Source organism: uncultured Abyssibacter sp. (assembly GCF_964000955.1).
Lineage (GTDB): Bacteria > Pseudomonadota > Gammaproteobacteria > Nevskiales > OUC007 > Abyssibacter.
In genome coordinates this window covers 1-9,801 of sequence record NZ_CAXFCL010000246.1, presented here as the reverse complement: position 1 = coordinate 9,801, position 9,801 = coordinate 1, and the positions used below count along the sequence as shown (strand labels likewise).

8 protein-coding genes are annotated in these 9,801 nt (G+C 66.4%); 5 read left to right on the top strand and 3 right to left on the bottom strand.

All coding sequences use genetic code 11. The features are described 5' to 3' along the window. From ABNS06_RS12000 to ettA, 4 genes are all read left to right on the top strand, one after another. Positions 1-1,687: efflux RND transporter permease subunit (locus ABNS06_RS12000; RefSeq protein WP_348674836.1), on the top strand; the 1,687-nt coding region annotated here is incomplete at its 5' end. Position 1,688: 1 nt separating this feature from the next. After that, positions 1,689-2,765: an efflux RND transporter periplasmic adaptor subunit gene (locus ABNS06_RS11995; protein ID WP_348674835.1), complete on the top strand. Its 1,077-nt coding sequence runs from the start codon at positions 1,689-1,691 to the stop codon at positions 2,763-2,765. Between the two features lie 83 nt (positions 2,766-2,848). Then, positions 2,849-3,802, top strand: coding sequence for a diguanylate cyclase (locus ABNS06_RS11990; protein ID WP_348674834.1), 954 nt, complete (start codon positions 2,849-2,851; stop codon positions 3,800-3,802). A 62-nt stretch (positions 3,803-3,864) separates the two neighbouring features. Further along, positions 3,865-5,526 (top strand): energy-dependent translational throttle protein EttA, encoded by a 1,662-nt coding sequence (gene ettA / locus ABNS06_RS11985; protein WP_348674833.1) that lies wholly within the window; start codon positions 3,865-3,867, stop codon positions 5,524-5,526. Positions 5,527-5,536: 10 nt separating this feature from the next. On the opposite strand, the gene ABNS06_RS11980 is transcribed toward ettA, so the two are convergent. Beyond that, complete coding sequence (locus tag ABNS06_RS11980; protein WP_348674832.1) at positions 5,537-6,907, bottom strand: DUF1501 domain-containing protein; 1,371 nt, start codon at positions 6,905-6,907, stop codon at positions 5,537-5,539. 8 nt (positions 6,908-6,915) lie between these two features. Then, positions 6,916-8,550 carry a DUF1800 domain-containing protein gene (locus tag ABNS06_RS11975; protein ID WP_348674831.1) on the bottom strand — a complete coding sequence of 545 codons (1,635 nt, stop codon included), beginning with the start codon at positions 8,548-8,550 and terminating at the stop codon, positions 6,916-6,918. A gap of 206 nt (positions 8,551-8,756) precedes the next feature. On the opposite strand from ABNS06_RS11975, the gene ABNS06_RS11970 reads away from it, so the two are divergent. Then, positions 8,757-9,554 (top strand): ion transporter, encoded by a 798-nt coding sequence (locus tag ABNS06_RS11970; RefSeq protein WP_348674830.1) that lies wholly within the window; start codon positions 8,757-8,759, stop codon positions 9,552-9,554. Positions 9,555-9,596: 42 nt separating this feature from the next. Here ABNS06_RS11970 and ABNS06_RS11965 read toward each other — a convergent pair. After that, positions 9,597-9,801 (bottom strand): hypothetical protein (locus ABNS06_RS11965; RefSeq protein ID WP_348674829.1); only part of this gene is annotated, 205 nt, incomplete at its 5' end.

The following is a 9,801-nucleotide window of genomic DNA, read 5'->3' as shown; positions in this document are numbered from 1 at the left end:
CGTCGTCGTGTCGCTGATCGCCGCACTGACCGTGCTGCCCACGGCCAGCGCCAAATGGCTGGGCCGCGTCAATGCCCGGGACAACCTGGGCGGCACCTGGGACCGCCTCACCGCGCTGGTGCTGCGCCTGACCGACCGCCCGCTGCTCCGCGCAGGCTGGATCGTCGCGCTCACGCTGGGAGCCGGCGCACTGGCCTGGAGCCTGCTGCCCAAGGCCGACTACCTGCCACGTGCCCGCTCGGACAACGCCTGGGTGAACTTCTCGGTCCCCGCAGGCGCGTCGCAGGACGCCTTGCAGGAAGACCTGGGAACCACCGTCGTGAGCCGGCTCGAACCCTACATGAGCGGCGAGAAGACGCCGAAGGTCGCCTACTACAATCTGTCGTCCTGGGGCCGCTGGAGCGGCATGGCGATCTACCCGGCCGACCCCAGGGATGCCGACGCGCTGATGGAGGTGCTGCGCACTGAGATCACCCGTGATCTGCCGGACATCAGCAGCTTCGTGACCATGGGCTCGCTGCTGAACTTCTCGGGCGGCGGCAACCGCCAGATCGACGTGGACATCCACGGCACCGATCTGCAACAGCTGCTGGCGGCGGCGCAGGCCGGCATGGGCGCGTTTTCTCAGGCGATGCCGGGCGTGCCGGTACAGCCCCGCCCCAGCCTGGCACTGGCGGAACCGGAACTGCGCGTCGTGCCCGACGACACGCGCATCGCCCAGACCGGGCTGACACGCAACGAGATCGGTCAGGCGGTGCGCGCCTATACCGACGGCCTCTACGTCGGCGAATACTTTGACGGCAATCAGCGCCACAACATTGTCGTGCGCGCCGAACCCTGGGACACGCCGGAAGGCCTGGCGGAGCTGCCGCTGGCGACGCCACAAGGCGGCATCCAGATGCTGGGCGAACTCGCCTGGCTGGAACGCCATGTCGGACCGACCGAACTGCGCCGGATCAACGGCCAGCGCACGGTCACGCTACGCGTGTTCCCGCCGGAGAACATCACCCTGGAAGAGGCCATCGACACCATCAAGGCCAAGGTGGAACCTACCATTCTCGAAGTCCTGGGTGGTGAAGGCTCGGTGCGCTACCGCGGCAGCGCCGACGGGCTGGACGAGGCCCTGGCCGCGATGGGCCGCAACCTGCTCTACGCCCTGGTGATCCTGCTGCTGATTCTCGCCGCCATGTACCGGTCCGCGTGGAGCGCGCTGGTCGTGCTGTCGGTCATGCCGCTGGCCTTCGCTGGCGGCGTGGTCTCGCTGTGGCTGATGAATCTGGTGACGTTCCAGTCCATGGACCTGCTGACCATGAGCGGATTCATCATCCTGCTCGGCCTGGTCGTCAACAACGCCATCCTGCTGGTCGACCGCACCCGACGCGCCGAGGCGGAGGGCCTGCCTCGACGCGACGCGGTCGCAAGCGCGGTGCGGCAGCGTGCGCGCCCCATCTACATGAGCACCCTGACCAGCATCTTCGGCATGCTGCCGCTGATGCTGATGCCTGGCACCGGCTCCGAGATCTATCGCGGCCTGGCCGCGGTGATCGTCGGTGGCATGGCGTCATCGGCCATCTTCACGCTGCTGCTGCTGCCCAGCCTGCTCCGTCTCGGGGAAGGCCGGCACCGCGCAGCCGAACATTCTTCGTCCACCGAGCCGTCGGCCGACCCCGTCCGCTCCGGAGCCTGACATGCGATCGCTTTTCCTTGCCGCCCTGTTGCTGCCCGCCACCGCGCTGCACGCACAACCGCCCACCCACCCGACACCCGTGGTTGTCGATCACGTCCGCTCGGACAAGATGGTCAAGGCGATGCCGGTCTCCGGCACGGTGCACAGTCGCAACGAGATGCAGATCACGGCGAGTGTCGCAGGCCGCCTGGAGTGGCTGGCCGAACCTGGCAGCCAGGTAACCGCCGGAACCCCCGTGGCACGCATCGATGCCCGGCCGATACAGTTGCAGCTGGCGGAGCAGCGCGCCCTGATCGAGCGCGAGACCACCAATCACGCCTACCTGGAACGCGAGGTCGAGCGGCAGGAGCGCTTGTCCAAGAGCAACTATGTCTCGGAGATCGATATCGAGCAGGCGCGGTCGCAGCGCGACATGGCGGCCAGCGACATCGCGGTCGCCCGGGCGCGCATCGCCCAGCTCGAGGACCAGATCAGCCGCGCCACCGTCACGGCGCCGTTCGCCGGAATCGTCATGGAGCAGTCGCACTTCGTGGGCGAGGAAGTGACCCGAGGGGCCAACCTCAGCCGCCTGATCGACACCGAGAATCTGGAAGTAAGGGCCGGAGTGCCGCTGCGCTTTCTCGGCCGCACGCGTCCCGGTGACGTGCTGACCGTGATCGCGGACGGCCATGAGCTGGTGGGCCGCATCCGCACGGTGGTCCCGGCCGGTGACCCCCGCTCGCAAACCTTCGAAGTCCGGATCGACCTGCCTGCCGAGGACGCCCGGCAGCTCGCGGTGGGCCAACTGACCCGGGTGCGGGTACCGATCAGCGCGGCGCGCAACGGGTTGACCGTGCCACGCGACGCACTGGTGCTGCGCCAGGACGGAACCCGCGTCGTGCGCATCAATGCCGAAGGGCTTGCCGAGCACGTGCCGGTCACCCTCGGCCAGGGACGCGGCGCCTGGATCGCGGTCGAGGGTGAACTGTCGGTCGGCGACACCGTCGCGGTGCGCGGCGCGGAGCGGCTGCAACCCGGTCAGCCGGTCAACGTGGTCCGCGACCTCGCGAAGGAACGCTCCGGCATCGATCGCGGCTGAGGGACGCAAAAACCGTGTGCCGGCACTGGTCGGACACCGGAAATATGGGATGATCCTGAGAAGAAAGTCCGTACCGCAGGATCATGACGCTCGGAGACGAAACCGGAGACGCACGCGCCGTGGATCCACGCCGGTTCACGGACATGCTTGCCGAATCGCCACTGGCGTACGCGGCGATGGTCGAGAGCGTGACGGGTTTCGGCATCTACCTGATCGACGTGCGCGGCAACGTCCTGACCTGGAATCACGGCGCCGAACTGCAGACCGGTCTCAAACACGACGAAGTGGTCCGGCGTCCCTACGCCAACCTGTTCGATGACGCCGGCCGCGCCGCCGACCTCCCCTCACAGATTCTCGGATTCGCCAAGTACCACGGTCACTACAGCGACGAGCACTGGCGCCGACGCGGAGACGACGAGCGTTTTCAGGCACTGGCGACACTGGACGTCGTCCGCGACCGGAAAGGTGAACACACCGGATTCGTGGAGGTCGTTCGCGACATCACCGCCGATCGCAAGCGCGAGGCCGCACTCTACAGCCAGGCCACCACCGACACGCTGACCGGGCTGGCCAATCGCGGGCACTTCATGGAGGTGGCCCAGCAGGAGATCAACCGAATCCGGCATTACGGCGACCCCCTGTCGGTCGCGGTCCTGGACATCGACCACTTCAAGTCCATCAATGACACCTACGGCCATCAGGTTGGCGACATCGCGTTGAAGCACGTGGCCGATATCCTGCGGCAGGCGGTACGGCCCATCGATATCATCGGGCGGCTGGGCGGCGAGGAATTCGCCATCGTGATGCCACGCGCGAACACCCAGCCGGCCATCGAGTTCTGCAACCGCATCCGGATCGCGCTGTACGGTGCGCCCGTTGACTCGCCGATGGGTCCGCTGAAGATCTCGGTCAGCATCGGCGTGGCCACGCGGAGCAGCGAGGCGCCCGATCTGCCAAGCCTGCTGGAGCGGGCGGACAAGGCGCTCTGCAAGGCCAAGCGAAACGGCCGCAACCGTGTGGAAACCTGGCTGAGCTGATTCGCATCCCGGGGGCCGGATCAGCAATAATCCGCGCCCGCCCCGCCAACAAGTGCAACACCATGGCCCAGTACGTCTTCACCATGAATCGCGTCGGCAAGCTCGTGCCGCCGGACAAGCAGATTCTGCGCGACATCTCGCTGTCCTTCTTCCCGGGCGCGAAGATCGGTGTGCTGGGCTACAACGGCGCGGGCAAGTCGACGCTGCTGCGGATCATGGCGGGCATCGACACCGATATTCAGGGCGAGGCACGACCTCAGCCGGGCATCAACATCGGCTATCTGCCGCAGGAGCCGGTGCTGGACCCGAACAAGGACGTGCGCGGCAACGTCGAGGATGGCCTCGGCGAGATCAAGAACGCGCAGGACCGGCTCAACGAGGTCTACGCCGCCTATGCGGAGCCGGATGCCGATTTCGACGCGCTGGCCGCCGAGCAGGCCAAGCTGGAGGCGATTCTCCAGGCCGGTGATGCGCACAACCTGGACCAGAAGCTGGACAAGGCCGCCGCCGCGCTGAACCTGCCGCCGTGGGACGCCGACGTGACCAAGCTCTCCGGTGGCGAGCGCCGCCGCGTGGCGCTTTGCCGCCTGCTGCTGTCCGCCCCCGACATGATCCTGCTCGACGAGCCCACGAACCACCTGGATGCCCAGTCGGTCGCCTGGCTGGAACGCTTCCTGGACGATTTCCCGGGCACCGTCGTCGCGGTGACCCATGACCGCTACTTCCTCGACAATGTCGCCGGCTGGATTCTGGAACTGGACCGCGGCCACGGCATCCCCTACGAAGGCAACTATTCCTCCTGGCTGGAGCAGAAGGAAAAGCGTCTGGAGCAGGAAGCCAAGGGCGAGGCGGCACGCACCAAGGCCATGCAGCAGGAGCTGGAATGGGTGCGGTCGAACGCCAAGGGGCGGCAGACCAAGTCCAAGGCGCGCCTGAAGGCCTTCGAGGACTTGCAGAATCCGACCACGCAGAAGCGCTCGGAAACCAACGAGATCTACATTCCGCCCGGCCCGCGCCTGGGCGAACTGGTCTTCGAGCTGGACGGCGTGTCCAAGTCCTTCGGCGGCCGCAAGCTCTACGACAACCTGTCGCTCAAGATCCCGCGCGGCGCCATCGTCGGCATCATCGGCCCGAACGGCGCCGGCAAGTCCACGTTCTTCAAGCTGCTCACCGGGCAGGAACAGCCGGATGCCGGCACGATCCGCACGGGCGACACGGTGGACCTCGCCTACGTCGACCAGGCCCGCGATCACCTCGACGACTCCAAGACCATCTGGGAGGAAATCTCCGGCGGTCAGGACATCATGAAGGTCGGCAACTACGAGGTGCCGTCACGCGCCTACGTCGGTCGTTTCAACTTCAAGGGCGCGGATCAGCAGAAGCGGGTCGGCGATCTGTCAGGTGGTGAACGCAACCGCGTGCATCTGGCCAAGCTGCTGGCCTCGGGGGGCAACGTACTGCTGCTCGACGAGCCCACCAACGACCTCGACGTGGAAACCTTGCGCGCGCTGGAAGACGCCCTGCTCGCCTTCCCCGGCTGCGTCATGGTCATCAGCCATGACCGCTGGTTCCTGGACCGCATCTCCACCCACATCCTCGCCTTCGAGGACGACTCGGTGGAGTTCATCGAGGGCAACTACCAGGATTACGCCGCCGACTACAAGCGCCGGCATGGCAAGGAAGTCGGCGTGGACGTCAAGGCGACGCGGCGGAAGATCGCCTAGCCGCCGGGGCTCAGCCCAGGAACCCCAGATCGGCCGTGTCGAAGCGGCCGATATTGGGAAACACGCCCGGTATGTCGCTCGCGTCGATGCCGAACCAGCGCAACAGCGTCGCGCCGTACTGATCCACCGAGGTCGACGGCGCGAACCGCCCACCCCCGTAGTCGCGACCGGTATCCGGCGCCAGGTCGGGCATCTGGCCGTGGAAGCCGCCGCGGACCGCGCCGCCGACGACTAGCTGATGCGTGCCCCAACCGTGATCGGTTCCATCGCCGTTGACCGTCAGGCTGCGGCCGAAATCGGACACGGTGAACGATGTGACGCTACCGGCCAGGCCCAGTGACTCGGTCGCCTGATAGAACACCGCCAGATTGTCGCTGAGCGACTGCAGCAGCCCGGCATGCCGCGTGAGCTGGTCCGCATGGGTGTCGAAGCCCCCCATGGAAACGAAGAACGTCTGGCGCTTGGCGCCCAGCGCTTCTCGCACCGACATCAGCTTCGCGACCGCGGCGAGCTGACTGCCGAGCCGGTCGCCGGGAAACGTCACCGTGAGGTCCGGGGCCAGCGCGAGCGCCTGCGCCAGCACCGCGTTGTAATCCATGCCCTTGAGTTGGCTGCGCGAATACTCCCTGACGAACAGGTGGTCGTGGTCGGCCTCCAGCAATGCCTCGTACAGGGCACGAATGTCCGCGTTGCGGCGCAGGAACGCCGCGTCGACCGGTCCGGACGTCGAGACCGAGAAACCGACCTCGCTGCGCCCGGTCTGCAGCAGATTGGTCCCGGAATAGCTGAGCCCGACCGGCAACAGTTGGTCGGACAGCGACGGCGCGAGCAGATCAGCCGCGCGGCCGGCCCAGCCCAGCGCCTCCAGCGAGGTCGGCGCATCCTTCTGCCACTGGTCCTGCTGGTCGTTGTGCGACATCAGCCGCGGCGGCCGCCGCGTGCTGGCGCTGCGCACCTGACCATCCTGGATCGGCTCGACCAGCGTGCCGACGTTCGACAGCACCGCGGCGTGTCCCTGCTGATACAGCGACTGCAGGCCGGACATCGCGGGATGCGCGCCGAACTCGACCCCGTTGTCGGCAGCCCCCAGGCCAAGCAGCTGATTGCGAGGCAGCGCGACCTCCAGCCGGGCACGGGCATAGTCGTCGTAGGCCCCGCCGCTGGTCGGGACAATCATGTTGAACGCGTCGTTGCCGCCATGCAGAAAGATGGCGACCAGTGCCTTGTAACCGTCATCGGCCTGCGGTGTACCACCCCCCTCACCGATGCCATCCCCGGGCTGCACCGGCGGCGCACTCCGACCGCAGGCGGACAGCATCGCGAGACTGGCGGCCGCGGTGCCGCCGGCAGCCAGGAATTCGCGGCGGGTCAGTCTGCTCATGGTGATGCCTACCTCTGCACGGCGAATTCGGGGGAGACGACGGCCGCGGTCACCGCCGCCTGGGCGCGCCGCAACCGGGTTGCGTCTTCGCCGTCATCAGGGATCAGCGCGATCATCTGCGTCGCGATGCCGCGCAGTGCATCGCTCATGGTGCCGCCGAGCAGCAGCACGTCGATCTCGTCGAGCATGGCGTCGGCGTCATCGGCGATCGCGACCAGCCCCGACAAATCGAGCACCGGCTGATTGTCCGAGGCGTCGTCCGCGGTCACCGCGACCCGCTTCGCCAGGTCGTCGACGATCCGAATGCCCTGGGTTTCGGTTTGGAGCTGGAACTCCGGCGAGAAGTAGCCGGCGTCGCGGATGACCCCGGGCTGCTGGAAATGCGGGCTGAAGAAGTTGAATACCGACGGCGCGGCCAGCGGTGCCTGCCCGTAGGCCGACCGCGCCGAGCGCAAGCCGTAGATGCCGCTGGCGCTGGTCGCCTCGAAGGCGCGGAGCAGATGGGTCAGCCGGATCAACGGTTCCTTGAGCTTTCCGTACAGGTTTGCGTCCGACAGAATGCCCAGCCGCGCCTCGGGGTCCAGGAAGATCGCGGTAACCACCGCGCCGAGATCACCGCGCACACCCAGCCCGTTGTTCTCGAACACCGCGGCGACACGGTTGATGAAGGCTGGCGACGGGTTGCTGGTGATCAGCTTGATGATGAGCTGACGCGCGATGAACGGAGCGACGTTGGGATGGTTGAACAGGCTGTCGAGTGCCTGTTCCAGGTCCTCTTCCGGCGTCTGCCCGGCCGGCACGACGGTGCCGTCGATCAGCGTCTTTTCCCCGGCATCGTGATGATCGGCAAACGCCTTCATCGGATCGTGGGTCTCGTCCTCGCGCCGGGAGCCGCGACCGAAGCTGTCGCGATGGGACCAGGTCCAGCCGGTGTAGATGCGCGCGTACTGCTCGATGCTGTCCTGATCGTAGGTCGGGATCTGCTCACCGAACGCATCCAGCACGGCGCTGCCGTCGCGGTTCAGTTCCCACAATCCGATGGAGAACAGCTGCATCGCCTCGCGGGCGTAGTTCTCATCCGGGCGCCGGCCGGACTCGGGATCGGGCTTGTCGTTGCCCAGATGACTCAGGAACAACCCCATCGCCGGCGACAGCGTCACCTCCTCCAGCAGCTCGCGGTAGTTGCCGAAGGCATTGCGAACGAGGATGTCGTAGTAGGCCGCGAGCTGGTCCTGGCGGTTGCCGAGTGCGCTGTCGGTTTCGGAGACGACGAAGATCTCGGACAGCGCGAACGCGACGCGCTGGCGCAGCTGGTCGGGCGCAGTCAGTGCAATCTCCCACCACGCGGCATGGCGCGCGTCGGCCGGGTCCAGCGTTTCGGCCAGGGCTTCGTAGCGGGGCAGATGCAGCGTCGGGGGTTGCAGCAGCTGGCCGGCCAGCCAGGCGTCGCGCCCGATCAGCGTGACCAGCGCAATCGACGCGGGATCGGGCCCGAAGCTGGTCTGGCTCAGAAACCGGGCGGAGGCTCCCCGATTCAGAATCGGCAGGTCGACGGCGGGCGAGGACTGTGCGGTCGCGTTGCCGGCCAGCACCGTCAGCGCCAGACAGATCAGCGGTCCAGATTTCGCGAACACGCGCAGCATGACGAGCCCTGGTGAGTGCGCGAGTCCCTGCGCGGCCGGATGTTTGATGAACCGGAGCCTAAAATGGTCACCACGACACCGGCTGGATCCCGCGACCGGCGGTTTTGCTGGTGTGGTCGAACGGCCCACCCAGTGGCCCGCGGCGGCAAAACGCGTTTCAATCAGGCGATGATTCCCTCATCGGCCACATCCGGGCAATGCACCGCATGACCGCGACCGCCTCGCCATCCGACACCATCTCGCTGCGCGATCGCATCCGCCGTTTCTGGCAATCGCAAAGCGATGCGGCCATCCGCTGCCGCCTGCTCCTGCTACTGGTGGATGCAGGGTTGCTGCTGTTCTTCCTGGCCTCCACGTTTGTCGAACACACGCGGACGCTGGAACTCATCGACTACGCGCTCGGCGCCGTACTCGCGGTGGAACTGCTGTTCCGCACCTGGCTAGCCAGCGATCGGCTGCACTTCATCAGTCGCCCGCTGACCGTGGTTGACGCGGTCGTCGTCGTGTCACTGATGGCACCCGCGCTGACGGAGAATTTCGTGTTTCTGCGCGTGTTGCGGTCGCTGCGACTGATCCGCTCCTACCACGTGCTCAATCGACTCAAGGCGCAGTCGCCGTTCCTGCGCCGTAACGAAGCGGTGCTGTTCAGCGCCACCAATCTGCTGGTGTTCATCTTCGTCGTCTCGGCGGCGGTCTACGCGCTTCAGGTCCGCGTCAATCCGCAGATCGGCAACTATCTGGACGCCATGTATTTCACCGTGACCACGCTGACCACCACCGGCTTCGGCGATATCGTGCTGGTCGGCGAGCACGGACACCTGCTGTCGGTGATCGTCATGATCGTCGGCGTCTCGCTGTTCCTGCGCCTGATCCAGACGATTTTCCGCCCCAGCCGCGTGGACTTCGAATGCCCCGACTGCGGGCTGCGCCGTCACGATGCCGACGCCGTTCACTGCAAGCACTGCGGTCACCTGCTGCACATCCCGACCGACGGCCAGGACTGAGCACAGGAGTGCTAAGGTGCTTCCATGCTGCTGCTCGACCTGCTAGGGAAACACTGATTGATTCCCACCGCCAAGTTGCTGCCTGAAAACAGGCCAGGCAAGGCGCGAGGAGCGAAGTTTGGTTATTCCAAATAAACGACGAGCAACGCCGCATGGCCTGTATTCAGGCGCAATCCGGTACGGAACGGGCCGGTTTTCCCGCAATCCTGCGTTGTCGTTCGCTTCTTTGGAACGACCAAAGCGCACT